This is a genomic window from Microcella frigidaquae, assembly GCF_014200395.1.
Classification (GTDB): domain Bacteria; phylum Actinomycetota; class Actinomycetes; order Actinomycetales; family Microbacteriaceae; genus Microcella; species Microcella frigidaquae.
This window is the reverse complement of record NZ_JACHBS010000001.1, coordinates 1,456,876-1,481,842: the sequence shown is the minus strand read 5'-3', so window position 1 is coordinate 1,481,842 and position 24,967 is coordinate 1,456,876. Positions and strand designations below refer to the sequence as shown.

Here is a 24,967-nt window from a genome sequence, read left to right as displayed (position 1 = left end):
ACGTTGTCACGGCCGCCCTGGCCCCGAGCATCCGCCCCCGCCGATTGCGTCAGAGCGCCGCCATGCGGCGACTGGTCAGCGAGACCGATCTGCGCCCGCGGCACCTGGTACTGCCCCTTTTTGTGCGGGAGGGCCTGGAGCATCCGCAGCCGATTGCGTCGATGCCGGGCGTGCAGCAGCACTCGCTCGACAGTCTGCGGCGCATTGTCGCCGAGGCCGCGCAGGCAGGCCTCGGCGGGGTCATGCTGTTCGGGGTTCCGGCGACGCGTGACGCCATCGGGTCAGGCGCGACCGATCCTGACGGCATTCTCAATGTGGCGACCCGCGCCATCGTCGCCGAGGTTGGAGACGCGCTCGTGGTGCAGACCGATCTCTGCCTCGACGAGTTCACCGACCACGGGCACTGCGGGGTCCTGGATGCTCGGGGCCATGTCGACAACGATGCGACCCTGCAGCGGTACACGGCGATGGCGATCGCCCAGGCTGAGGCCGGCTCGCACCTGCTCGGACTCAGCGGCATGATGGACGGTCAGACGGCGGCGGTGCGGGCCGCGCTCGACGCGGCCGGACACACCGACGTCGCCCTCCTTGCCTACTCGGCGAAGTACGCCTCCGCCTTCTACGGACCGTTCCGCGACGCCGTTGAATCGCAGCTCACCGGCGACCGTCGCACCTACCAGCTCGACCCCGCCAACGGGCGTGAGGGGGTGCGCGAAGCCCTGCTCGACCTCGACGAGGGGGCCGACATCGTCATGGTCAAACCCGCCCTCGCCTACCTCGACGTGCTGCGGCAGGTCGCCGACCGGTCGACCGTGCCCGTGTGGGCGTACATGGTGTCGGGCGAGTACGCGATGATCGCGGCCGCCGCGCAGAACGGCTGGCTCGACGGTGACCGCGCGCAACTCGAAGGGCTCGTATCGATTCGCCGAGCCGGGGCCGACGTTGTGCTCAGTTACGCGGCCCTCGACCTCGTGCAGAAAGGACTCGTCTCATGACGCGCTTCATCTCGGGCCGCACGCCCACCACGAACGCCGAAGCGTTCGACCGCGCACTGCGGGTCACCCCCGGGGGCGTCAACTCGCCGGTGCGCGCCTTCCGCTCGGTTGGCGGAACTCCGGTCTTCTTGGCGAGCGGCCGCGGCCCCTACGTGGTCGACGTGGAGGGCACCGAATACGTGGATCTCGTCGGACAGTGGGGGCCCGCACTGCTCGGCCATGCGCATCCGGAGGTTATTGCGGCCGCTCACGCCGCCGTTGACCGTGGGCTCGGATTCGGCGCCGCCTCGACCGGCGAGGTTGAACTCGCCGAACTGGTGCTTGACCGTCTGACCCTGACCGGGCCAGACGGAGCTGAGCGTCGCGGCATCGAGAAGCTGCGTCTGGTGTCGACCGGCACCGAGGCGACCATGACGGCCATTCGTCTCGCCCGTGGGGCGACCGGGCGACCGCTGTTGGTGAAGTTCGCCGGGCACTATCACGGGCACTCCGACTCGCTGCTGTCGGAGGCCGGCTCGGGGATCGCGACCCTCGGTATTCCTGGTTCGGCGGGGATTACGCCCGAGACGGCCGCCCAGACGATCGTGATTCCGTACAACGATGAGGATGCGCTCGCCGAGGTGTTCGCGGCGCATGGCGACCGTATCGCCGCGATCATCACCGAGGCCGCCGCCGCCAACATGGGGGTTGTGCCGCCAAAGCCGGGCTTCAATAGGCTGCTTGCCGACACCGCGCACGCTCACGGCGCCCTGCTGATCGCCGACGAGGTGATGACCGGCTTCCGTGCGAGCGCGGCAGGCTGGTGGGGGCTCGAAGAGCGTGAAGGGGTGCCGTACGACGCGGACCTCACCACCTTCGGCAAGATCATCGGCGGCGGACTGCCCCTCGCCGGGCTCGGCGGTCGGGCCGACATTCTTGACCTGCTCGCCCCCCTCGGCCCCGTCTACCAGGCGGGCACGCTCAGCGGAAACCCCGTTGCCGTCGCGACGGGTGCGGCGATGCTGCGTGGCGCTGGCCCGGAAGTGTACGAGTACCTGCCGCGGGTCGCCCACGAGATTGCCGACGGACTCTCGTCGGCCCTCAGCGCTGAAGGTGTTGCCCACACGGTGGCGTGGACGGGTTCGCAGTTCTCGATCTTCTTCCGCGACACCGCACCGCAGAACTACGCCGAAGCGCAAGATCAAGACGTGTTCCGCTTCGGTCCGTTCTTTCACGCGATGCTCGACCACGGGGTTTCTCTGCCGCCGAGCGTGTACGAGGCCTGGTTTGTCTCGGCCGCGCACGACGCCACGGCCGTCGAACGGGTGTTGGCCGCCGCCGTGCCCGCCGCGAAGGCGGCGGCCGCTGCAAAGGCCCCGGCGGCGTCGTAGTGGTGACGCCCCTCCTCGGCTGGCGCGTGCTTGTGCCGCGCGGCGGCGCACGGGGTGACGGCATCGCCGCGCAGTTGCGCGCCCAGGGAGCCGAGCCGGTCATCGCACCCCTGATCACCTTCGCGCCCTCGAGCGAGCCCGAACGACTCGCTCGCGAACTGGAGGCACTTCAGGCGGGCTCGTACGGCTGGCTCGTGGTGACCAGCGCCACCACGGTGGAGGTGCTGGCCCGCCACGGGGTGCGCGTTCCTCCGACCACCCGGGTAGCTGCCGTCGGCGACGGCACGGCGCAGGCACTGCACGCCGCCGGGTATTCGGTTGACTTCGTTCCCGGTGATCATTCGGCGCGGGGTCTTGTTGCGGAGTGGCCGGGCACCGCCGAGCAGGGTGCGGTCTTGATTCCACAGAGCGCGATCGCCGAGCCAACTCTCGTGCGCGGCTTGACCGCGCGTGGGCTTGAGGTGCGTTCGGTGCCGGCCTATCGCACGGTCGGGGTCACTGCCGGGGCAACGGTTGCGGCCGACATCGCGGCCGGCCGCATCGGCGCGATCGTTGTCAGTTCGGGCAGCATCGCGCGGCAGCTTGCGCAGCAGTTCGCACCCCTGCCCGACGACACGGTTATCGTGTGTATCGGCCCCCGCACCGCTGTCGACGCGCGCGAAGCAGGGTTGCCGGTCCACCGCATCGCCGAGGAACGCTCCGCCGCGGGGCTTGTGCGCGCGCTCGTCGACCACGTCACGAACCGCGACGACAGCCGTCCCGCCGTCACGTCGTAGGGTGCCGCATCCGCTTTCAATGATCGGCGGCGGTTATGACCAGAGGCCGGGGCGGCGTTCTTCGGCCGTCGAATTGCCGCCGTCGACGACGAGCAACTGGCCGGTGACGTAGCTCGCTCCCGGAGAGGCGAGCCACGCGATCGCGCTGGCGACCTCGTCGGGCCGGCCGCTTCGGCCGAGCGGCACCAGTTCGCCCTCCTGCGCCTCCTGGGGCAGCTGGGATCCGGTGGCGATCCAGCCGGGCGCCACCGCGTTCACGGTGATCCCGTGACGCGCTTCATCGACGGCGAGTCCGCGGGTGAAGCCGAGCACGCCGGCTTTGGCGGTCGCATAGCCGAGGTCATCGCGCGCCGCCTGCACGGCCCCGGTTGTTGAGGCGACGGTGACGATGCGGCCCCACCCAGCATCCCGCATCGCCGGCACCAGCGCGCGCGTGACGAGAAACACGCTCGTCAGGTTCACGTCGACCGCGCTCCGCCACTCGTCGACGCTCATGCCGATGTCGCCGCGCGGCATCTCCTCGCCGACCGCCACCATGCCCGCGTTGTTGACGAGGATGCTGAGCTCGCCCACCGCCCCGACCGCCGCTGCGACGGCCCGGGTCGCGCCCTGCTCGGTCTCGAGCCGCGCGACGACCCCGTGCGTCGCGAACCCCGCGGCGGCCAGCTCGGCGACACGATGCTCGATGCGGTCGGTCGTGGCCGTCATCACGACGCGGGCACCCCGCTCGGCGAGCGCGCGAGCGGTGGCGAAGCCGATGCCCGAGGCCGATCCGCACCCCGTGACGAGGGCCGCGCGACCGGTCAGATCGAGGTCGGCGGGCAGGGCGGGGCGTGCGGTCGTGGGGCTCGTCATGCGAGGAGCCTAGAGGCGGAGCATCCGCTGCCGGGAGGGGCCCGGTGCGACAACGCTAGTGCGCAGCGACCCGCTCGGAACCGGCCGCCGCACCGACCTCGCGCGCCGCGGGCGTTGCGACGAACGCGACCCCGATGAGCACGAGCACGATCCAGAAGGCGGTGAGCAGCCCAACCGCTTCGCCGAGGAACCCGATGAGCGGCGGTCCGACGAGGAAGGCGAAGTAACCAACGGTCGCGACAGCCGAAACGCGGGCGGCGGCCTTGGCGGGGTCGTCGGCGGCGGCCGACATTCCGACGGGGAACCCGAGCGACGCACCGAGGCCCCACGCGACGATGCCGATGCCCGCCGCGATCGGATTGTCGACCGTGATCAGCAGGGCCAGGCCTGCGAACGCGAGCAGCGCCGAGGCGCGCAGCACCGGCACGCGGCCGAAACGGTCGAGCACCCACACCCCGCCGATCCGGCCGGCCGTCATGGCGACGGCGAAGAGCGTGAAGGCCAGCGCGCCGGTGGCCTCGTCGGCCCCGCGGTCGTCGACGATCGCGAGGGCGAGCCAGTCGTTGGCCGAGCCCTCGGCGAAGGCCATGCCGAGCACGATGAGGCCGATGAGGAGTGTGCGCGGTTCGCGCCAGATCGCCATGCGCTCGCCGAAAGTCGTGCGGGCCGGGCCGTCACCGTCGTCGTCGAGACCGGGCAGGGCGCGGTTCTTCGGCAGGTACCGCACGACGACGAGCGCGGCGGCACCGAGCACGAGCGCCATGAAAGCGGTGTGCGCATCCACGCCGATGTTCAGGGCGCTGACCCCGGCGGCGATGCCCGCACCGGTGATCGTGCCGAGGCTCCACGAGGCGTGGAACCACGGCATGATGCTGCGGCCCTGCGCCTGCTCGACGCCCGCGCCCTCGACGTTCATCGCGACGTCGGTGAGGCCCGAGGCGGCACCGAACAGCGCGAGGCCGATGAAGGTGACCGCGAAGCTCTGCAGGGTGGCCGCGCCGAAGCCCATGACGGCGAGCGCGCCGAGGCTCGTCAGCAGCGCGATCAGGATCGTCGTGCGCGAGCCGATGCGGGCGATGATGTGCGACGAGGCGAGCAGGCCGATGATCGAGCCGCCGGCCATGCCCATGATCAGGAACCCGAACTCGTCGGTGCGCACGTCGAGCGCGTCGCGCACGGCGGGCGTGCGCGCGAACCAGGTGGCCATCGCGAGCCCGTTGATGGCGAACACCGCGAAGACGGCGAGGCGCCAGGCGGCGAGCGACGGACGGGTGCCGGTGGAGGTGGTCACGACGGCCTTTCGACGGGGGCGGATGCTCGCACGCCGCCCCGCGGCGCTCCGAGCCATTCCAACCCTAACGAACGGGCCTACCCGCGCCGACTTGCATTCGGGCGGCGCAGGACTAGAGTCTGCGGGTGCCTCTTTCGAGGGCGCCCCAGCGACGCTCAGCATTCCGCATCCGTGTCAACCCGCCCCAGGTGGTGGTGCTCGGATTCCTCGGGGCTATCCTCCTCGCGACAGCCCTGCTCTCCCTGCCCATCGCGCACGCCCCCGGCGTCGAGGTGACCCTGCTGCAGGCAGCATTCACCGCGGTCTCGGCCGTGTGCGTGACGGGGCACATCGTCGTCGACACGGCGACCGTCTGGTCGCCGTTCGGGCACGCCGTCATCGTCGCCTTCATCCAGATCGGCGGCCTCGGCATCATGCTCGTCGCCTCGCTCATCGGTCTCGCGCTGCTGCGGCGCGTCACTCTGCGAGGGCGCATGCTCGCGGGCGCCGAGAACCGGGGCGTCACCACGGGTGACGCGGCGCGGCTCGCGCGGGGCATCCTGCTGGTCTCCCTCGTCATCGAGGCGATCGTCGCGGTCATCCTGACGCTGCAGTTCTGGCTCGGCTACGGGGTCGCCCTGCCGACCGCGATCGGCCGCGGCATCTTCCTCGCCATCTCGTCGTTCAACAACGCGGGCTTCGCGCCGTTCAGCGACAACATGATCGGCTTCGCCACCGATCCGATCATCGTGCTGCCGATGTGCATCGCCACGATCCTCGGCGGCCTCGGGTTTCCGGTGCTGCTGCAGCTGCGGCGCGAGCTGCGGCGGCCCCTGCACTGGAGCATGAACACCAACCTCGTGCTCGCGATGACCGGCCTGCTGCTCGTGCTCGGCACGGTCGTCATCGCCGCGTTCGAATGGAGCAACCCCGACACCATCGGCCTGATGTCGCCGGTCGACCGGGTGCTGGTCGCGTTCTTCCACTCGGTGCAAACCCGCACCGCCGGCTTCAACTCGATCGACATCGGTCAGATGACGAGTGAATCGTGGCTCGTCATGGACGTGCTGATGTTCATCGGCGGCGGCCCCGCCGGCACCGCGGGCGGCATCAAGGTCACGACCTTCGCCGTGCTGCTGTTCATCATCATCACCGAGCTGCGCGGTGAGGGCGCCGTCAACATCTTCGGCAAGCGCCTCTCTCGCGCCGTGCACCGCGAGGCCATCACCATCACCCTGCTCTCGATGGCGGCGGTGATGAGCGCGACCATCGCGCTCATGGTCATGACCCACCTCGACCTCGATGTTCTGCTGTTCGAGGTGGTGTCGGCCTTCGGCACGGTCGGCCTCAGCACGGGCATCACCTCGGCCCTGCCGCCCGCGGGCCAGCTCATCCTCATGCTGCTCATGTTCCTGGGCCGGCTCGGCCCGCTCACCCTCGGAACCGCACTCGTGCTGCGTCAGCGCCGGGTGCTCTACGAGCTCCCGAAAGAGAGGCCCGTCATTGGCTAACTCCGGAATCTTCAGTCGCGACCGCGCGACCCGCATCGCCGAGGCCGACTCGGTTGCCGTCATCGGGCTGGGCCGTTTCGGCCGCGCGATCGCGCTCGAACTGATGGCGACCGGCACCGAGGTGCTCGGCATCGACACCAGTGAAGAGATCGTGCAGTCCCTCAACGGCGAGCTGACCCAGGTCGTGCGTGCCGACACCACGAAAGAGGAGGTGCTGCGGCAGCTCGCCGTCGACGCCTTCGACCGGGTGGTGGTGGCGATCGGCTCCGACATCCAGTCGAGCATTCTGACCACGTCGATTCTGCTGCGGATGGGCATCCCGCACATCTGGGCGAAGGCCGTCAGCGACGCGCATGGGCAGATCCTCACCCAGCTGGGCGTCGCCCACGTGATCTACCCCGAGCACGACATGGGCCGACGGGTCGCCCACCTGGTGCGCGGCGCCGCCCTCGACTACATCGAGGTCGACGACGACTACGCGATCGTCAAGATGGGCCCCAACCGCATCGTCGAGGGCAAGCGCCTCGGCGACACGAACCTGCGCCAGGAGTACGGTGTCACCGTCATGGCGGTGCGGCGCGAGGGCACCACCTGGTGCAACGCGGATGCGGAGACCGTGATCGCCGCCGGGGATACCATTCTCATCGCCGGCCCGATCAAGAAGGCCGAGGCGTTCGGCCAGCTGCGCTGACCGTCATCACCGTCAAGGAGACACTCATGGGCTCGAACCTCACCGGCTGGCACGGCCTCATTCTGCTGCTCGTGGTGCTGCTGCTCTTCGCGGCGCCCAAGCTCCCCGGCCTGGCCCGCAGTCTGGGGCAGTCGATCACGATCTTCCGCGGCGAGGTGCGCAAGAAGGATGACGCGGCCGAGAGCGCGCCCGCCGACGACGTGTCGTCGCGCCCCGGCGCCTGACGCCCGCCGTCTCCCTGACCGTGCCCGTTATCGATAGCGCCGTCTACGTCGACGGCGTGCGGCGCCCCGACGTCGTCGGCCTCGACCAGACCTACGACGTCACGCGCGCGACGGGCGGCGTCGCCTGGATCGGGCTGTACCGCCCGACCCGCGACGAGCTGCAGTCGGTCGCGGACGAGTTCGGCCTGCATCACCTCGCCGTCGAGGACGCCTTGAAGGGCCACCAGCGCTCGAAGCTCGAGCGCTACGGCGACACGCTCTTCGTGGCGCTGCGCACGGCGCGCTACATCGACGAGACCGAGACGGTCGAGTTCGGCGAGCTGCATGTCTTCATCGGGCCGCAGTTCGTGGTGACCGTTCGCCACGCCGAGTCGCCCGACCTGGGCCTCGTGCGCGACCGCCTCGAGAACGATCCGGCTCTGCTTTCCAAGGGCCCCGAGGCGATCCTCTACGCCGTGCTCGACGAGGTCGTCGACGAGTACGAACCGGTCATCGCGGGGCTCGAGAACGACATCGACGAGATCGAAGACCAGCTGTTCGGCGAGACCGCGCACGAGGCCCTCACGCGGCGCATCTACGACCTCTCGGGCGAGGTCATCGGGTTCCAGCGGGCCGTGCAGCCGCTCGTGACCATCATCGGCGGCCTCCAGCGGGGCAGCGACAAGTACGGCGTCGACCTCGACCTCAGCCACCACCTGGGTGACGTGCTCGACCACGTCACGCGGGCCGGTGAGCGCGCCGACGCCTTCCGCTCGCTGCTCGACAAGGCCCTGCAGGCGCAGTCGACGCTCATCACCCGGCGCATGACCGAGGTCAGCGTCGCGCAGAACGAGCAGATCAAGCGCATCACCTCGTGGGCGGCCATCCTGTTCGCCCCGACGCTCGTCGGCACCGTCTACGGCATGAACTTCCGCTTCATGCCCGAGCTGCAATGGGTATGGGGCTACCCCTTCGCCCTGCTGCTCATGCTGCTGCTCGGCCTCGGGCTCTACGTCGCCTTCAAGCGTCGCGACTGGCTCTAGCGGCCGGCATGCTCACCGTATTGCGCAACAGATGGTTCGCCGCTCTCTTCGCGTCGCAGGTGTCGTCGCTCGTCGCGACCGGGCTGCTGACCGTCGCCCTCGCCCTCGTCGCGGTGCGGCTCGACCCGGGTGCCGCGGCGGGCATCATCGGCACGGCCCTCACCATCCGCATCGCCGTCTACGTCGTCGTCTCGCCGCTCGCGAGCGCGCTGCTCGCCGGGCGCTCCAGCCGGGCGGTGCTCGTCGGCGCCGACCTCGTGCGTCTGATCGTCGCCGGGGCGCTCGTCTTCGCGACCGCACCGTGGCAGCTGTACGTCGGCATCGTGCTGCTTCAGACCGCCTCGGCCGTCTTCACGCCCACCTATCAGGCGGTGATCCCGCGCGTGCTGCCCGACGAGCGCGACTACACGGCGGCCCAGTCGCTGTCGCGGCTGGCCTACGACCTCGAATCGCTGCTGAGCCCGCCGCTCGCGGCGCTGCTCGTGCTCGTGCTGCCCCCGCAGGCGCTGTTCGGCATCGTCGCGCTCGGCTTCCTCGGCTCCGGGCTCGCGGTGCTGCTCGCCCGCCTGCACGACCAGGTCGGGTCGACGGCCGAGCCCGTGCGACGACGCCTGCTGCGCGGGCTCGGAGTTCTGGCGCGCACCCCCGGCCCCCGGTTCGCCGCCGTGCTCGACGCCGCGACCGCCACCATCTACGCGACCGTGCTCGTGTCGAGCGTCGTGCTGCTCATCGACGCGGGCGCCGACCCTGTTGACCCCTCGGCGGCGCTCGCCGCCGTGCTCGTCGCCTTCGGCCTCGGCTCCATCGCGGTCGCGGTTGCGCTGCCCGCCCTCCTGCGGCGCCTGCGCGACACCACCGTCATGCTGCTCGGCGCGGGGGTCGCGGTGCTGGCGCTCGCCTGCGCGGCCGCGGCCGCGCTGCTCGACGGCCTGAGCGTGCTCGGCATCGGCGCGCTCTGGGCCGTGCTCGGAGCATCCAGCAGCGCCATCAGCACCCCGAGCGCCCGTCTCATCCGCACCGAGGTGGCCGCCGATCAGCACGCGGCGGTGTTCGCCGCCCGGTTCTCGACCTCGCACGCCTGGTATGCCGTGACCTACCCCGTCGCGGGGCTGCTCGGCACCATCGCACCGTCGGGTGCCGCGACCGCCGCGCTCGCGGGTCTCGCGGCCGCCGCGCTCCTCGCCGGTCTCGCCATGGTTCCTCCTCGATCGCCCGACTAGGCTTCCCCGCGTGACTCAGGCCCTCGCGAGCGGCATCGACCGCGACGAACTCGACCCCGCCATCCGTCCGCAGGACGACCTGTACCGGCACGTCAACGGCCGCTGGGTCGCCCGCACGCCCATCCCGGCCGACAAGGCGCGGTACGGCTCGTTCATGATCCTCGCCGAGGACGCCGAGAAGGCGGTCAAGGAGATCATCGAGCAGGCGCAGCAGGCCGAGTCCGGTACGCCCGAGCGCAAGGTCGGCGACCTCTTCGCGAGCTTCATGGACGAGGCGCGCATCGAGGCGCTCGGCGCGGCCCCGCTGGCCCCGCTGCTGGCCGAGGTCGACGCAATCGATTCGACGGATGCCCTGCTCACGACCGTCGGCAGCCTCGAGCGGCGCGGCATCGCGGGTTTCGTGCAGCTCTTCGTCGACAACGACCCCGGCGACCCCGAGCGCTACCTCGTCTTCGTCGAGCAGGGCGGCATCGGCCTGCCCGACGAGTCGTACTACCGGGAGGACGCGCACGCCGACACCCGCGCCGCCTACCGGGCTCATGTCGAGCGGATGCTGGCCCTCGCCGGCCTCGACGACGCGGCCGCCCGTGCCGACCGTGTGGTGTCGCTCGAGACCGCGATCGCCGCCCACCACTGGGACAAAGTGCGCAACCGCGACGCCCAGGCCACCTACAACCTCGCGACGTGGGACGAGTGGGCGGGCCGCGCCGCCGGTGTCGATGGCGCTGGCGTCGACCTCGCGCTCTGGCGCGACGGCTACGGCATTCCCGCGGCGGCGCTCGCCGAGGTCGTGCTGCGGCAGCCCGACGTGACCGACGGCCTGGCCGCCGAGCTCACCGGCCGCGCGCTGGACGACTGGCGCGACTGGCTGCGGTTCGCGATCATCCGGTCGATGGCGCCCTACCTGTCGAGCGCGTTCGTCGACGAGAACTTCGCGTTCTACGGCCGCACCCTCACCGGGGCGCCCGAGCTGCGCGCCCGCTGGAAGCGCGGCGTTTCGCTCGTCGAGCGCGCCATGGGCGAGGCGGTCGGGCAGGCCTACGTCGATCGGCACTTCCGCCCCGAGGCGAAGGCGGCGATGGACGACCTCGTCGCGAACCTCATCGAGGCCTACTGGCAGAGCATCGAGGGCCTGGAGTGGATGACTCCGGCGACGCGCGAGCGCGCCCTCGACAAGCTGCAGAAGTTCACCCCGAAGATCGGCTACCCGGTGCGCTGGCGCGACTACTCGGCGCTCACGATCACAGCCGACGACCTGCTCGCGAACGTGCAGGCGGCGGGCGAGTTCGAGTTCCAGCGCGAGCTGCGCAAGATCGGTGCGCCGATCGACCGCGACGAGTGGTTCATGACGCCCCAGACGGTCAACGCCTACTACAACCCCGGCTTCAACGAGATCGTCTTCCCGGCGGCGATCCTGCAGTACCCCTTCTTCGATGCGGGGCGGGATGCGGCGGCCAACTACGGCGCCATCGGCGCGGTCATCGGCCACGAGATCGGGCACGGATTCGACGACCAGGGCTCGCGCTTCGACGGCGACGGGCGGTTGCACGACTGGTGGACGGCGGAGGATCGCGCCGCGTTCGAGGCGCGCACCGCATCCCTCATCGCCCAGTACGACGCGCTCGAACCGGCCGAGACGCCGGGCCACCACGTGAACGGCGCGCTCACGATCGGCGAGAACATCGGCGACCTCGGCGGGCTCGGCATCGCGTGGAAGGCCTACCTGCTCTCGCTCGACGGCGCGGAGCCGCCCGTGATCGACGGGCTCACGGCCGCCCAGCGGTTCTTCCTCTCGTGGGCACAGGCCTGGCAGATCGCGATCCGGCCCGAGGAGGCGCTGCGCCTGCTCTCGATCGACCCGCACTCGCCCAACGAGTTCCGGTGCAACCAGATCGTGCGCAACATCGACGCGTTCTACGAGGCCTTCGGCGTGACGGCGGACGACGCCCTCTGGCTCGCCCCCGACGAGCGGGTCACCATTTGGTAGACGGCCCCCTCCTCCGCGACCGGGGCGGCCGTGCGGGCGCCCCCGGTCGCGCGCGCCACCTCGCGGACGTGCGCCAGCCGAGCTTCCGTCCCGCGTACCGTGCGCTGGGTGCGCTCGCCTACGAGGGGGCTCGCGTCTCGGTGGCGGTGGTCGACATCGCGACGGGCGAGAGCGTCTTCGCGGTCGATGAGCGCATCGTGCTGCCGACGGCGAGCATCGGCAAGATCCTGCTGCTCATCGAGGTGAGCGCACGGTTGACCGACCGCACCGTGAGCGATTACTCGATCGCCGACCGCACGGCGCACGACGCGGTCGCCGACAGCGGATTGTGGCAGCACCTGCAGGCCCCCGCGTTCCCCATCGCCGACCTCGCCGCCCTCGTCGGGGCGACGAGCGACAACCTCGCCACGAACGTGCTGCTGCGGCAGGTCGGGCTCGACGCCGTGCGCTCGCGCACCGAGCGGCTGGGTCTCGTGCGCACGGCGCTGCTCGACCGCGTGCGCGACGTGCGCGGGCCGGATGACGCTCCGCAGCTGTCGGTCGGGTCGACCGCCGAGCTCGCCTGGCTCTTCCAGGCGCTCGCCAACGGCCACATCATCGATCCGACGACGAGTCAGCGGGTGCTGAGCTGGCTCTCGCTCAACGCCGACCTCTCGATGGTGGCGAGCGCGTTCGGCCGCGACCCGCTCGCGCACCGAGGCGTTGAGCACAACACGTGGATGGTCAACAAGACCGGAACCGACGCCGGTGTGCGCAGCGAGGCCGGAATCCTGCGGGGTCCGCGCGCGGGCGTCGCCTACGCGGTCTCGGTGCACTTCGATGATTCCGACCTCCCTCGCCGACTGCGGGTGATGGATGCCCTCCGCGCGCTCGGCCTCGACCTCCTGGAATTCGTCCACTAGTCGGCCCCCCCGAATCGCGGGTAGACCGTTCTGTCTATCCTGACAAAGTACTGAGAGCGGCGTACTGTTCACCTCGCAGACCCGGCACACCCGACATTCGCCGGGGGTTGCGCGCACCACCTACCCGAATACCCGAATACCCGAATACCCGAACGTCCCTCGCCGGGCCCCCGCGTGGATCTTTGGGCTCCCTACCCCCAGGAGCACATCATGATGCGTACCCGTTTCTTGGCGGCAGCAACTGCCGCCGTTCTCATGCTGGGCATGAGCGTCGGCGGCGTTGGCGCCGCCTTCGCGGTGCAACCGCCCGGAGTCGGACAGGGCGAGGGCGGTGGTGGCGGCGGCGGAACGACCAACCCCGCCGACAGCCCGTGCAGCCAGAACCCGTTGTTCGACGGCGGCACGAAGTACAACATCGGTGAGGAAGTGGGCGTCTCCGGCACCATGTCCTTCGAGTGGGGAACCCTGTCGTGGACGGCACAGCAGCTCGTCTTCACGGCCAACCCCGGCTGGACCGTCGACCTCTGCGTCAAGGGCGGCTCGCAGGAGTCGAACTCGATCGTGCTCGACACGGGCAGCGTCACGATCAACCGCGTGCAGAACATCTCGCACTTCATGTGGGCGAACCCGAGCTTCACCGCTCCGGTGGCGACCGCGGCCATCTCGACCACCCCGCGCGACTGCGACACGGCGACGACCTGGAACCTCGCGGGCGCCAGTATCACGAACGCCACGTGGGGCTCGCCCGTGATCTCCGGGTCGACGATCTCCATCACCGCGACAGCGACGGGCGCAGCGCTCTTCGCGGCCGGTGACGGCGTCTCGGGCGACCGGAAGTCGAAGACCTTCACCGCCGCGTACGAGGAGGCCGGTGGCGAGAACTGCGTCCAGCCGCCCGTCGCGACAGCGAGCGTCTCGGTCGAGCCGCGCAACTGCTACGTCGCCACGTCGATCGTGATCAACGAGGGCGCCAGCTCGAACGTCACCTGGGGCGACCCGGTGATCAGCGGCGGCACCATCTCGATCACCGCGACGGCGACGGGCGATGCCCTCTTCGAGGAGGGCCTGTCGGGCGTGTCGGACGACCGCACCCAGCGCACGTTCTCGGCGACCTACGAGGAAGCCGGCGGCGACGATTGTGTTCTGCCCTCGATCGACGTCACCGCGTCGATGACGCCGCTGACCTGCGAGCCGAACACCGGCTCGTTCACCGCCGGGCTCTTCGACCCCAGTGACCCGAACGCGGACAAGCTGACCTGGACGACCTCCCAGGGCACGGTGCCCAGCGCATCGGCGAACACGGTCAGCGGCCCGGGAACCGTGACGGTCACCGTGCGCGTCGCTAACGACTACCTGGGCGACTACGCCGTCAACGACGCCTCGGGCCTCGGAGTGGTGAGCACGATCATGGTGGGAGATGTCGAGACGGCCCTCATCACCTTCACGTTCACGTTCACCGAGGCGCAGGACTGCGAGCTCGATGCCGTCGTGGTTCCGGCCGTCACGTACTCCGACGAGTGCGTCGGCGAGGGTCGCGACGCGGTGCAGGTCGCGGAGTTCACCGTCACCCGTGCCGAGAACGTCAGCTACACGTACACCGTGAATGGCGGCGACCCGATCGAGATCGTGTTCCCGGACGGGGATGAGACCGTGACGATCGATGTCGCGGCCCTCGACGAGGTCGTCGTGACAGCCGTCGCAGCCAGCGGCTTCCGTCTCCCGGACGGGTACGAGCCGTGGAGCCACTCGTTCATCGGTGCGGCGTTCTGCCTCGACACCTTCCCGACCACGACGGCGAGCGCCGAGATCGTCATGCCCGACTGCCTCGGCAACGCGGGCACGATCACCCTCACCAACGGCCTGGGTGTGATCTGGACGCTCAACGGCACCGTCGTCGCGGGCAACACCACCCACTCGGTCCCGACGGGAACGGTCGTCGACCTGCAGGCCTCTCTCGAGGGTCCGTCGGAGGAGTACCCGGGCGGCTTCGGGTGGAACGATCCTGAGCAGCAGACCCAGTGGGATGCGGTGATGGAGGTCGACCCGTCCGTCGGCGGCGAGGAGTGCCTGCTCGATGAGGAGGAGCTGCCGACGCTCGCCCTCACCGGCGCGAACGGACTGACCACCTGGCTCGGCGTGTTCGCGGTGATCGCGATGCTGGTCGGCATGGGCTTCGTCGCCCGCCGCCACCAGGTGACCGTGTAACCAGTCGCGCAACGACGCGCCCCCCAGAGAGCGGCTAAACAGACCGTTCCATGGGGGGCGCGTCGGCGTTCACCCGCTATGATTGCGGAGCAAGTCTCGGATCACGCACACCCGACGTTCGCGTGAGGTCGAGACGCACCCCCACCCGAATACCCGAACACCTGTACTCGGCGCACCCGCACCCACGGGAGGCACCGGGCCCGGGCTCCCTCCCCCAGGAGCACCCATGTTGCGCAAAGAAGCTCGTCGACGTCTGCGTCGCCGTGAGATCCGCACCCGGTTCGTCGCCGGTGTCACCGCGATCGCGATCGGCCTCGGCCTCGCCGTCGGTGGCACGGTCGCCGCGACGGCCAACCCGAACGCGACGTTGAGCACGCCCGTCGTGAACAGCGGCGGTGTGGTCACGTACAACCAGAACGGGCTCGTCTGCAACTCGTCGCTCATCAACTTCCAGAAGCCGGCCGCCATCGACGGCTCGAACCTCGACAACGACGGAACCTACACCGCGCCCTGGGGCACGCTCTCGTGGGACGTCAGCGAGCGCACCGTCACCTGGTCGATCACGCCCGGATGGGACGTCGACGTCTGCGTGAAGGGCGGCACCTACCTCTCGACCATCGACACGAGCACCGCGAGCGGCACGAGCTACACCCACACCTACGCCGGCCTCTCGCACCTGGGCTTCCGCATCAATGCCGCGCAGCCCACCAACAACCTCACGTGCGAGATCGCCACGAACTACACCGGTCGTGCTCTCACCAACGGTGACCACATCAACATGGACATCGTCCAGAACGGCCAGAAGTTCCAGGTCAACGCCCAGATCGATATCCGCCAGGCGCAGGATCCGGTGAGCGAGTCGGGTCTGGTCGTCCGGGTCAATGCTCCCGGCGGCCCCTACACCCTGCCGCTCACCACCGCGCAACGCGACTCCGGTGTCTTCGCGTTCACCTACTCCACCTACCTGTCGGATGCGTTCACGGTCGAGTGGGTGCAGTTCAACAGCACCTACTTCAACCAGAACCGCGACCAGTCCCGCTTCCTCGTCTGCGGCGACCTCCCGACGGAGGAGCTCGTCACGCCGACCGCCCGCATGGTCGACCTCACGTGCGACGCCGCGGGCAGCTACACGCTCGACGACATCGAGGGCATCCGCTGGTTCATCGGCAGCGTCGAGGTGCAACCCGGCACCTACCCCGTCGCCAGCGCCGGCACCGTCGTGGTGCGCGCCGAGGCCATCGCCCCGGATTACGGCCTCGAGCCCGGTGCGCAGTCGGAGTTCACCTTCGTCTTCACCGAGCCGGATGCGGGGTGTGCGGCGATCGACGTCAACCTCACGCTGACCTACATGGAGGAGTGCGCGCCCGACAGCACGTACACCTTCCGCGTGCGCAACGCGCAGAGCTTCTCGGTGCCCTACACCTTCACCGTCGCTGGCAACCCCGCGCTCAACGGTTCGGGTGTCGCGGCTCCGGGTGACAGCTTCTTCGACCTCGACGTTCCGCGCACCAACCCCGCGCAGTCGTACACGGTCACCCTGAAGTGGGGCGACGGTACGACGATCCTCGCCGAGCAGACCGTCAAGGCCAGCGGCCGCGATAAGGTCTGCGAGCTGACGGTCGAGCCGGTCGTCGACATCGCCTGCGCCACCCCGGGCTCGTACACCGTGCCCACGGTGCTCGGCGTCTCGTGGAGCATCGCCGGCCAGCCGGTCGCCCCGGGCACCTACACGGTCGACGACCCCAGCACGCTGACGCTGCGGGCGACGGCGACGAGCGGGCACGTTCTCTACCTCAACGGCCAGCTGTCGACGACCCGCGACTTCACGCTGTCATTCACGAGTCCGGAGCCATGCGACCTGCCCGAGCTGCCCGTGACGAACGCGTCGATCGCCTTCCTCGAGCCGACGTGCGACCTCGGTCAGCAGCTCGACCCGGCTAACTTCGTCGTCGAGGATGCGGAGCTCGCGCGCTACGCCCCCGAGCTCTCCGACCTCGAGGGGCCGAGCTACTCGGTCGTGTTCGTCATCACCGATGACGACGCGGTGTTCTTTGACTCGTCGGAGCCCACCCCCGGGCGCACGGTGTCGGACGGCGGCAAGACGTTGACCTTCACCGGCACCCTGCTCGGCCCCGACCGCAGCGAGGAGTGCGTCACGGTCATCGAGCTGCGCGACCCGGTGAGCTACGTCGACACCTGCTTCGAGCAGAGCTTCACGATCACCCGCGTCGTCGGCATCGTCTACACCGTCCTCATCAACGACGAGACGCCGTTCGTGGTCGAGTGGGTCGGCGACGAGACCACCCGCACCTACGCGGTCGACGAGGGTGACAGCGTTCGCGTCGTGCCCTCGCCGGCGAGCGACCGGTACACGATCTCGCCCGAGCCTGCTCCCTTCGAGCGCACGTTCGCCGTGTACCCGTTCGAGTGCCTCGAGACCTCGCCGCTCACCACCGCGAGCGCGTCGTTCACCCCGGCGAGCTGCGACGACATGACCAACTGGCTCACGCTCGAAGACGCTGAGGGCGTGCAGTGGTGGGTCAACGGTCAGCGGGCCGAGCCGGGCACCTGGCCGATGTCGACGGGCAAGACCGTCGTGACGGCGACGCCGCTGCAGGGCTTCGGGTTCCCCGTCGAGCAGCCCACGCGCTGGGAGTTCGCGGGCGTCGACCCGTCGGGCGAGTGCCTCGAGCTGGCGTCGACCGGTGTGGGCCAGGGCGCGCTCACCGCCGGGATCGCCGGACTCGTCATGCTGCTGCTCGGTGCGGGCATCCTCGGCTACCGCCGTCAGCGCGCCTAGTCGCCGATCGCACCGACCGGTGCACCGGGCCGACCCGATCACGGCCCGGTGCACTGTCGCGCCCAGGCGGTGCCCGGGTGCGCGTGCGACCATGGCGCCATGATCTCGACCGGGCTGGCGCGCCGTCTGCGCGATGCCGGCCTGCGCTGGACGCCCGCGTCCGGCGACCGCTTCCAGATCGACCGGGCCGAGCTCGATGCCGAGATCTTCACGATCAGCGAGCTGACCATCGAGGCGCATCAGTACCCGACCGGGACGGTGCTCGGGTTCAACGGCACCACCGAGTGGGCGCTCGACTCGGTCGAGGTCGACGACACCCTCTGGTTGCCCCGCGAAGACCAGTTGCGCGACCTCCTGCGCGGCTCCTTCCGGCGGCTCGATCGCACCGACGACGGCTACCGCGTGACGATCGCGATCGATGGCGCTGAGCAGCAGCACGAGAGCGTCTCGGCCCCCGAGGCCTACGGGCTCGCACTGCTCGCCCTGCTCGAGCGCACGCGCGAGTGAGCGCCCCCTACCCTGGAGCCATGAGCGGCGCGCGCGAGGAGATGCTGGTGGTCGGGGCAGGTCTCGCCGGCCTCGTCGCCGCCCGCGAGCTCGTGCTGCTCGGGCACCCGGTCCGCGTGCTCGAGGCCTCGGAACGTGCGGGCGGGCAGCTCGAGGCGTGCTCGCTCGACGGCGTGCGCGTCGACCTCGGCGCGGACCGGTTCACGCCGGATGACGAGCTCGCAGCGGCCCTCGACCGGCTCGCTCTCGGCGCCGAGCTCGTCGCGGCCGAGCCCACGCGGACGTGGCTGTGCACGGCCGATGACCGCACGCTCCCGCTGCCCGAGCCGACCCTGCTGGGAATCCCGATGGCTCCGCTCTCGGCCGATGCGGTAGCTATCACCGGACGCTCGGCCGGATGGCGCGCGCAGCTGGACGCCCTCCTGCCCGGCCCGGTGGGCTCACGCGCGGCGACGCTCGGCGCCCTCGTGCGACGGCGCCTCGGGGATGACGCTCTCGAGCGACTCGTCGCTCCGGTCGTGCTCGCGCTGCGCGGCGTGCACCCCGACGCCCTGCCCCTCTCGGCGGTGGGCGGCCTGAAGCACCATCTGCTGCGCGAGAACTCGCTCGCGCGAGCCGTCGCCCGTGTGCGGCTCGAGGGCGCGCTTCCCGGGCAGCTCGACCAGTCGATTGCGACCCTCCGAGGGGGCGCGACCGTGCTCGTCGACCGGTTGCTCGACGAGCTCGAGCGGTTCGGCGTGCCCATCGAGCACGGCGTCGAGGTCACGGGCGTCGCGCCCGACCACGTGGTGCTGTCGGGCGGCGGTGACGGCGGCGGTGGTGACCCCGACGGCGGTGGTGACCCCGACGACGGTCGTGACCCCGACGAGGCCGCCGAGCGGGTGCGCCGCGGCCGCGTGCTCGTCGCTGCGCCGGGGCTCGTCGCCGGGCCGCCCCGCGACACGACGACGGACTACTCCGGCGATGTCGCCGTGCTGCTGGTCGACGCCGGCGCCGTGGTCTCCGCGGCTCTGCAGGGATCGCTGCCAGCGGGCGGGGTGCTCGTCGACCCGCGCTCGAGCAGTCTCGTGCGCGCGCTCGACCTGCCGACGGCGCGGTGGGGCCCGCTGCGCGACGCGGCGGGCGGCCGCGCGGTCGTGCGGGTGCACTATCGGGATGCCCCCGCCGGCACCCCCGTCGACACCGAGCAGGCGCGCCTCGATGCGCAGCAGTTGCTCGGCGTGAGCATCCCGCCCGCCGCGGTGCACGCCGCCGCGGTGCGGCGCTGGCAGACCGCGGGCCGCATCGACGTCGAGGGGTCGGAGGTGCCGGTGGTCGGCGAGCAGATCGTCGGCGCCGACCTCGACCGCATCGTGGCGCACGCTCGCGCGACCGCGCGTGCGGTCGGCCCGCCCGCGTAGGCAGCTCCGCCTCCGTCGACGGGAGGTCCCCTCGACATCGCATCAGGGCGCAGGGCTACGCTGGAGGGGCTGAACGCGACCGGGCCATCACGGTAGCGCAGCGTGAGGAGTGCGTCATGAGAGGCAAGATCCTGTTCGCCGCTGGCCTCGCCGTCGGCTACGTGCTCGGCACGCGCGCCGGGCGCGAGCGGTACGAGCAGATGAAGCGCGCCGCGCAGGGATTCTGGAACGACCCGCGCGTGCAGCGACGCGTCGACCAGGTCGAGGACTTCGTGCGCGAGAAGGCGCCCGAGGTCGCCGAGTTCGTCACCGACGGGGCCAAGAAGGTCGTCGACCAGGTCAGCGGGGCCTCCCGCAAGGCCGCTCCCACGTCCTCGAAGCAGCCGGCATCGAAGCCTGCGCCCTCGAAGCCCGCGTCCTCGAAGCCCGCCGCACGCAGCCGCACGCAGCCGACCGCCCCGGGCTCGAGCGGCTCCGGCGCGACCTCATGAGCACCCCCGCTCCCACGCGCGAGCGTCGCGGACTGTTCGCGCTCATCGCCGACCTGCCGCGCCTGATCCGCGAGCTGATCGAGGCGGAGCTCGCGCAGCTCAAGGCCGAGGTCATCGGCAAGCTCAAGGCCGCCGGTATCGGCGCCGGCTTCCTCGTCACTGCGGGCGCCTTCGCCTTCTTCGGTGTTCTGGTGCTGACGGCCGCCGGCGTGCTCGCCCTGGCCCTCGTCATGCCGGCCTGGGCGGCCGCCCTCGTGGTCGGCGGCGTGCTGATCGTGCTCGCCGCGATCGCCGCCGCAATCGGCGTGCAGCAGCTGCGGGCGAGCGTTCCGCCGACCCCCACCCAGACCATGGAGAGCGTCAAGGAGGACGTCCGCGTGCTGCGCGGGCTCGGAAAGCGAGGAGCATCATGAGCGACACCGTCTCGAGCACCGTCTCGGCCGCGCGCGCCCGGCTGGAGCACACCCTCGACGCCATCGACGACAAGCTCGACGTGCAGAAGCAGGCGGGCGAGCTCGCGCAGCGGGTGCAGCGCTCGTACCGGGCCAACCCGGTGCCATGGATCATCGGTGCTACGGCGGCGGCGGTGGTCGTCGCAGGTCTCGTCGTCTGGGCCATCGTCACCGACGACTGATGCCGGTCGAGCCCCGGTCGATTATGACTCTCGCCGGGGCAGGGTCATCATGGAGGGGATGTCCTCCCTGCACGATGTCACCATCGAGCGCACCCCGACGGGGGCGCTCCCCGTGGTGAAGCCCCTGCTCGGCTGGCGCGTGCTCGTTCCGCGCGGCGGCAAGTGGGGCGACGGCGTCGCCGCGCAGCTGCGCAATCTCGGCGCCGAGCCGGTCATCGCCCCACTCATCAACTTCGCGCCCTCCGATGAGCCCGAGCGGCTCGCCCGCGAGCTCGAGGCGCTGCAGGCGGGCGCCTACGGCTGGCTGATTGTGACCAGCGCCACCACGGTCGATGTGCTCGTCGGCTACGGAGTGCGGCCGCCGGCGACCACCCGCATCGCGGCCGTCGGCGAGACCACCGCGCACGCGCTGCACCTTGCCGGGTACTCGGTCGACGTCGTGCCGAGCGATCACTCGGCCCGGGGTCTCGTGCGCGAGTGGCCGGGAACCCCGCAGCAGGGGCCGGTGCTCGTTCCGCACAGCGAACAGGCCGAACCGACCCTGGTCACCGGCTTCGCCGAGCGCGGCATCGACGCCATCTTCGTCTCGGCCTATCGCACGGTCGGGGTCGCGGCGCCGGAGGTCGTGACCGCCGACGTGGCCCGCGGCGACATCCGCGGTCTCGTGGTCAGCTCGGGCAGCGTCGCCCGGCAGATCGCCGCCCAGTTCGCCCCGCTGCCCGACAGTGCCGTCATCGTCTGCATCGGCCCTCGCACGGCCTTCGACGCCCGCGCCGCCGGTCTCACCGTGCATCGCATCGCCGAGGAGCGCACCACCACCGCGCTCGTGCGCGCGCTCGCCGAGCACGCGATGGACCCCGACGACAGCGCGCCGCCGGTCATCCCCTGACGGGGGACCCGCCGCGGCTGCCGACTATCGGCCGACGAGCAGCAGCACGACAGCGAGCAGCGGGGGCAGTGCCTGCGCGAGCGCGGCGGCGAGAAGTCGGGGCGGCGCGGTGAGGGCGAGCGCGGCGCCCGCGACGACCATGACCGAGCATCCGGCGATCGTCAGCGCGAGCCCTGCGATCGCGAGGTCGGTCGCGTTGCCCGCCGTCGCCTGCAGCACGACTCCCAGGGCGACGACGATCGCGAGGGCCAGGTTGTAGACGCCCTGGTTGACGGCGAACAGTCGCAACGGCGGCGAGTCGTGCTCGGCACGCACTCCGAACAGCCGCCGGCCGGCCGGCCGCCGGAAGAGCACGCTCTCGAGCACGAAGAACACCCCGTGCAGCAGCGCCGCGATGCTCGCGAACAACAGCGCCAGCGTGGTCAGCACGGTCACGCGTCTCCTCCGAGAGCGTCACTCTCCGCGGCGGGGGCGGATGCGGGCTCGCCGACGCGCACCGCGAGCCGCCCGGCCACCCGGCCGGCGAGCACCTCGGCCGCGGCCTCCCGCGCCTCCTCGAGCGGGATCGACCGCACCACGGCGTCGACGACCCCCGGGTCGAGGTCGCGCGCGAGCCGCTGCCAGGCCTGCTCGCGCAGCGCGCGCGGGGTGAGCGACGAGTTCACGCCGACCAGCGAGACGCCCCGCAGGATGAACGGCATCACGGTGGTCGCGAGGGCGGGGGAGGCGGCATTGCCGCAGGCGACCGCGACCCCGTTCTGCCGCAGTTGGGCGAGGGCCGTCGCGAGGGGTGGGCCGCCGACGGCGTCGATGACTCCGGCCCAGTGCTGCGATTCGAGGGCGCGCGAGGGGCGGTCGAGCTCGGCGCGGTCGAGCACGATCGCGGCCCCGAGCCTCTGCAGCCGCTCGGCGTTGTCGGGGCGGCCGGTGACCGCAGTCACGACGAAGCCGGCCCGGGCGAGCAGGGCGATCGCGAACGATCCGAGTCCGCCGCTCGCGCCGGTGACGAGCACCTCGCCGTGCGTGATGCCGTGCCGCTCGAGGGCGAGCACGGCGAGCATGGCCGTGAAGCCCGCGGTGCCGATGCCGGCCGCCTGCTCGTCGGTGAACACCGAGGGCGTGGCGACGAGCGTGCCGCCGTCGAGGTGGGCGCGCTGGGCGAGACCCCCGTGCCGCGTCTCGCCCGCTCCTGCACCGTTGAGCAGCACGCGATCGCCGACCCGCCAGCGCGGGTTCGACGAGGCGGCGACGGTGCCGACCGCGTCGATGCCGGGCACCAGGGGTGAGGTGCGCACCACGCCGCGGTTGCCGGCGAAGGCGAGGGCATCCTTGTAGTTGAGCCCGGACCACGTCACGTCGACGACGACGTCGGCCGTCGCATCCAGGGCATCGGATGCGGGTCGCAGCGCCGTATCGTCGAGGTCGACCAGCGCGACCGCGGGGTCGCCCTCGCCGAGGGTGATCTGCCAGCCGCGGGTCATGCCCGCCAGCCTAGGCCGGTCGCCCCGCCGAGGGGAGGGGACTAGCCGAAGAGCAGCGCGGCCTCGTCGTAGCGCTCCTGCGGAACGGTCTTGAGCGAGCCGAGCGCGGCCTCGAACGGCACCCGCACGATCTCGGTGCCGCGCAGCGCCACCATCTCGCCCCAGCGCTCGTCGTTGACCGCGGCGATCGCCGCCATGCCCAGGCGCGTGGCGAGCACGCGGTCGAACGCGCTCGGCGTGCCGCCGCGCTGGATGTGGCCGAGCGTGGTCGCGCGCGTCTCGATGCCCGTGCGGGCCTCGATCATCGGCGCGATGAGCTCGCCGATGCCGCCCAGCCGCGGTCGACCGAAGGCGTCGAGCCCGCGCTCCGAGTGCGGCTCGTCGGCCCCGTCGAGCGTGAAGCCCTCGGCGACGACGACGAGCGGCGCGCGTCCGCGGTCGTAGGCGCTCTGCACCCACGCGCACAGCTGCTCCATGCTCGTGTTCTGCTCGGGGATGAGGATGGCGTGCGCACCGGCGGCCATGCCCGAGTGCAGGGCGATCCAGCCGACGTGGCGGCCCATGACCTCGGCCACCATGCAGCGGTTGTGGGCGTCGCCCGTGGTGCGGAGGCGGTCCATGGCCTCGGTGGCGATCTGCACGGCGGTGTCGAAGCCGAAGGTGTAGTCGGTGGCATCGAGGTCGTTGTCGACGGTCTTGGGCACGCCGACGATGCGGATGCCCGCATCCGTCAGTCGCTTCGCCGCCGCGAGGGTGCCCTCGCCGCCGATCGCGATGAGGGCGTCGAGGCGGTTCTCGGCGAAGACCTCGTTGATGCGGTCGACGCCGCCGCGGCCCTCGAAGGGGTTGGTGCGGCTCGTGCCCAGGATCGTGCCGCCCTGCTTCGAGATGCCCTTCACCTCGTGCCGCGTGAGCGGCAGGGTGTCGTTCTCGACGAGGCCCTTCCAGCCGTCTGTGAAGCCGACGAACTCGTGGTGGTAGACGGAGGTTCCGACGAGCACGGCCCCGCGGATCACCGCGTTGAGGCCGGGCGCGTCGCCGCCGGAGGTCAGCATTCCGATGCGCATGGGTTCTATCTTGGTGCGTCGCGCCGGTCACGGCGAAACGGGGTGCATGCGGGGGGTTCTCGGATGCGCGCGCTAGCCTGGCGCGCGCCCCAGCCCGGCACCGGCGGGCGACCGAGGAGGAGCATCCATGACCGAATCCGCGCGCGACGCCCTGCTCGCTCTCGCTGACGAGCAGTACGTGCTGCTGACCACCGCTCGCCGCTCGGGCGATGGCGTGCCGACCCCGGTCTGGGTGGCGCGCGACGGCGACGGACTGGTCGTCACGACGGGTGCCGAGGCGGGCAAGGTCAAGCGGATCCGGCACACCCCGCGCGTCACGCTGCAGGCCTGCGATCGCGTCGGGCGCCCGCGCGACGGCGCTCCGATGATCGTCGCGCACGCGACCGTGCACGACGACGAGGCCAGCCGCGCCGCGCTCGACGCCGCCCTGAGCGAGAAGTACGGCGTGCAGTACGCGGCGATCCGCGCGATGGGTCGCCTGCGCGGGCGGCGCAGCCCCGGTTCGGTCGTGCTGCGGCTCGTCGCCGAGCCGGAGGCGCCGGGCCGCTGAGCGACCGGCGGCGGCCGACCGGCGAAACTGAGCAGTTTCTCCTCTCCCGCCGCGCCACCTGGCGGGGCTACGATGCACCCGAACGGGGTCAACCCGGCCCCCCACCCCCCAGGAGTCAGA

24 protein-coding genes are annotated in these 24,967 nt (G+C 71.1%); 19 read left to right on the top strand and 5 right to left on the bottom strand.

Translation table 11 applies throughout. The features are described 5' to 3' along the window. Positions 1–17: 17 nt before the first annotated feature. The 3 genes from hemB to BJ959_RS07290 are packed head-to-tail and all read left to right on the top strand — an operon-like array spanning position 18 to position 3,141. The gene (gene hemB / locus BJ959_RS07300; RefSeq protein WP_153981428.1) at positions 18–995 is read left to right on the top strand and encodes a porphobilinogen synthase; all 978 of its coding nucleotides are present in this window, start codon (positions 18–20) and stop codon (positions 993–995) included. Continuing rightward, positions 992–2,365, top strand: coding sequence for a glutamate-1-semialdehyde 2,1-aminomutase (locus tag BJ959_RS07295; protein ID WP_153981343.1), 1,374 nt, complete (start codon positions 992–994; stop codon positions 2,363–2,365). The genes hemB and BJ959_RS07295 overlap by 4 nt, the downstream gene beginning before the upstream one ends. Next, on the top strand, positions 2,365–3,141 hold the full coding sequence (locus BJ959_RS07290; RefSeq protein WP_153981344.1) for a uroporphyrinogen-III synthase: 777 nt from the start codon (positions 2,365–2,367) through the stop codon (positions 3,139–3,141). The genes BJ959_RS07295 and BJ959_RS07290 overlap by 1 nt, the downstream gene beginning before the upstream one ends. 33 nt (positions 3,142–3,174) lie before the next feature. Here the strand turns inward: BJ959_RS07290 and BJ959_RS07285 are convergent, their stop codons facing one another. Continuing rightward, positions 3,175–3,996 carry an SDR family NAD(P)-dependent oxidoreductase gene (locus BJ959_RS07285; RefSeq protein ID WP_153981345.1) on the bottom strand — a complete coding sequence of 274 codons (822 nt, stop codon included), beginning with the start codon at positions 3,994–3,996 and terminating at the stop codon, positions 3,175–3,177. A gap of 55 nt (positions 3,997–4,051) precedes the next feature. Then, entirely contained in the window at positions 4,052–5,287 is a 1,236-nt protein-coding gene (locus BJ959_RS12995) for an MFS transporter (RefSeq protein WP_207949115.1), read from the bottom strand. Positions 5,288–5,412: 125 nt separating this feature from the next. Between BJ959_RS12995 and BJ959_RS12650 the strand changes: the two genes are divergently transcribed. The 15 genes from BJ959_RS12650 (at position 5,413) to BJ959_RS07210 (ending at position 21,749) form a co-directional block, all read left to right on the top strand. Then, positions 5,413–6,777 carry a TrkH family potassium uptake protein gene (locus BJ959_RS12650; protein ID WP_341799891.1) on the top strand — a complete coding sequence of 455 codons (1,365 nt, stop codon included), beginning with the start codon at positions 5,413–5,415 and terminating at the stop codon, positions 6,775–6,777. Beyond that, entirely contained in the window at positions 6,770–7,468 is a 699-nt protein-coding gene (locus tag BJ959_RS07275) for a potassium channel family protein (protein WP_243738868.1), read from the top strand. The genes BJ959_RS12650 and BJ959_RS07275 overlap by 8 nt, the downstream gene beginning before the upstream one ends. A 26-nt stretch (positions 7,469–7,494) precedes the next feature. Continuing rightward, positions 7,495–7,692, top strand: coding sequence for a twin-arginine translocase TatA/TatE family subunit (locus BJ959_RS07270; RefSeq protein ID WP_153981347.1), 198 nt, complete (start codon positions 7,495–7,497; stop codon positions 7,690–7,692). Positions 7,693–7,712: 20 nt separating this feature from the next. Continuing rightward, entirely contained in the window at positions 7,713–8,714 is a 1,002-nt protein-coding gene (gene corA, locus BJ959_RS07265; RefSeq protein ID WP_153981348.1) for a magnesium/cobalt transporter CorA, read from the top strand. Between the two features lie 8 nt (positions 8,715–8,722). Continuing rightward, positions 8,723–9,934 carry an MFS transporter gene (locus tag BJ959_RS07260; RefSeq protein ID WP_165878987.1) on the top strand — a complete coding sequence of 404 codons (1,212 nt, stop codon included), beginning with the start codon at positions 8,723–8,725 and terminating at the stop codon, positions 9,932–9,934. A 10-nt stretch (positions 9,935–9,944) separates the two neighbouring features. Continuing rightward, positions 9,945–11,921 (top strand): M13-type metalloendopeptidase, encoded by a 1,977-nt coding sequence (locus BJ959_RS07255; protein WP_153981350.1) that lies wholly within the window; start codon positions 9,945–9,947, stop codon positions 11,919–11,921. A gap of 68 nt (positions 11,922–11,989) precedes the next feature. Further along, entirely contained in the window at positions 11,990–12,823 is an 834-nt protein-coding gene (locus tag BJ959_RS07250) for a serine hydrolase (protein ID WP_341799892.1), read from the top strand. Between the two features lie 210 nt (positions 12,824–13,033). Next, positions 13,034–15,028, top strand: a complete 1,995-nt coding sequence (locus tag BJ959_RS07245) for a hypothetical protein (RefSeq protein WP_153981352.1) — start codon at positions 13,034–13,036, stop codon at positions 15,026–15,028. A 226-nt stretch (positions 15,029–15,254) separates the two neighbouring features. Continuing rightward, positions 15,255–17,828 carry an LPXTG cell wall anchor domain-containing protein gene (locus BJ959_RS07240; protein ID WP_153981353.1) on the top strand — a complete coding sequence of 858 codons (2,574 nt, stop codon included), beginning with the start codon at positions 15,255–15,257 and terminating at the stop codon, positions 17,826–17,828. Between the two features lie 99 nt (positions 17,829–17,927). After that, positions 17,928–18,335, top strand: coding sequence for a hypothetical protein (locus BJ959_RS07235; RefSeq protein WP_153981354.1), 408 nt, complete (start codon positions 17,928–17,930; stop codon positions 18,333–18,335). 20 nt (positions 18,336–18,355) lie between these two features. Further along, positions 18,356–19,735 carry a protoporphyrinogen/coproporphyrinogen oxidase gene (locus tag BJ959_RS07230; protein ID WP_153981355.1) on the top strand — a complete coding sequence of 460 codons (1,380 nt, stop codon included), beginning with the start codon at positions 18,356–18,358 and terminating at the stop codon, positions 19,733–19,735. A 116-nt stretch (positions 19,736–19,851) separates the two neighbouring features. After that, positions 19,852–20,226 (top strand): YtxH domain-containing protein, encoded by a 375-nt coding sequence (locus BJ959_RS07225; RefSeq protein WP_153981356.1) that lies wholly within the window; start codon positions 19,852–19,854, stop codon positions 20,224–20,226. Beyond that, positions 20,223–20,639: a phage holin family protein gene (locus BJ959_RS07220; protein WP_153981357.1), complete on the top strand. Its 417-nt coding sequence runs from the start codon at positions 20,223–20,225 to the stop codon at positions 20,637–20,639. Before BJ959_RS07225 ends, BJ959_RS07220 begins: the two co-directional genes overlap by 4 nt. Further along, positions 20,636–20,860 (top strand): DUF3618 domain-containing protein, encoded by a 225-nt coding sequence (locus tag BJ959_RS07215; protein WP_153981358.1) that lies wholly within the window; start codon positions 20,636–20,638, stop codon positions 20,858–20,860. Before BJ959_RS07220 ends, BJ959_RS07215 begins: the two co-directional genes overlap by 4 nt. A gap of 58 nt (positions 20,861–20,918) precedes the next feature. Continuing rightward, positions 20,919–21,749, top strand: a complete 831-nt coding sequence (locus BJ959_RS07210; RefSeq protein ID WP_153981359.1) for a uroporphyrinogen-III synthase — start codon at positions 20,919–20,921, stop codon at positions 21,747–21,749. Positions 21,750–21,773: 24 nt separating this feature from the next. Here the strand turns inward: BJ959_RS07210 and BJ959_RS07205 are convergent, their stop codons facing one another. The 3 genes from BJ959_RS07205 to BJ959_RS07195 are packed head-to-tail and all read right to left on the bottom strand — an operon-like array spanning position 21,774 to position 24,297. Further along, complete coding sequence (locus BJ959_RS07205; RefSeq protein ID WP_207949116.1) at positions 21,774–22,184, bottom strand: DUF1304 family protein; 411 nt, start codon at positions 22,182–22,184, stop codon at positions 21,774–21,776. Beyond that, positions 22,181–23,230 (bottom strand): acrylyl-CoA reductase family protein, encoded by a 1,050-nt coding sequence (locus tag BJ959_RS07200; RefSeq protein ID WP_153981360.1) that lies wholly within the window; start codon positions 23,228–23,230, stop codon positions 22,181–22,183. The genes BJ959_RS07205 and BJ959_RS07200 overlap by 4 nt, the downstream gene beginning before the upstream one ends. 41 nt (positions 23,231–23,271) lie before the next feature. Continuing rightward, the gene (locus tag BJ959_RS07195; RefSeq protein ID WP_153981361.1) at positions 23,272–24,297 is read right to left on the bottom strand and encodes a 6-phosphofructokinase; all 1,026 of its coding nucleotides are present in this window, start codon (positions 24,295–24,297) and stop codon (positions 23,272–23,274) included. Positions 24,298–24,424: 127 nt separating this feature from the next. On the opposite strand from BJ959_RS07195, the gene BJ959_RS07190 reads away from it, so the two are divergent. Beyond that, positions 24,425–24,847, top strand: a complete 423-nt coding sequence (locus BJ959_RS07190; protein ID WP_153981362.1) for a PPOX class F420-dependent oxidoreductase — start codon at positions 24,425–24,427, stop codon at positions 24,845–24,847. The last annotated feature ends 120 nt before the right edge of the window (positions 24,848–24,967 follow it).